1 protein-coding gene is annotated in these 287 nt (G+C 67.9%); it reads left to right on the top strand.

The genetic code is table 11. The features are described from left to right. Positions 1–287 (top strand): sulfatase/phosphatase domain-containing protein (locus EN852_RS39855; RefSeq protein ID WP_348643565.1); only part of this gene is annotated, 287 nt, incomplete at both ends.

Below are 287 nucleotides of genomic sequence, written 5' to 3'. Positions count from 1 at the left end.
GCGATATGCTGGGCGAGCGTGGCCTGTGGTTCAAGATGAGCTTCTTCGAAAGCTCGGCGCGCGTGCCGCTGATGATCGCCGGCAAGGGCGTGCCCGCCGGCGTCGTCGAGGCGCCGGTCTCCAACCTCGACGTCACGCCGACGCTCTGCGATCTCGCCGGCATCGACATCGCACAAATAGCGCCGTGGACGGACGGCCAGTCGCTGCTGCCGCTGCTCGACGGCAAGGCGCGCACGGCGCCGGTGTTGATCGAGTATGCGGCCGAAGGGTCATACGCACCGCTGGTC

This window comes from Mesorhizobium sp. M2E.F.Ca.ET.209.01.1.1, from assembly GCF_004010375.2.
In the GTDB taxonomy this organism is placed as follows: domain Bacteria; phylum Pseudomonadota; class Alphaproteobacteria; order Rhizobiales; family Rhizobiaceae; genus Mesorhizobium.
Note: the sequence above shows the minus strand (reverse complement) of the source record. Positions and strands in the feature narration are given on the sequence as shown.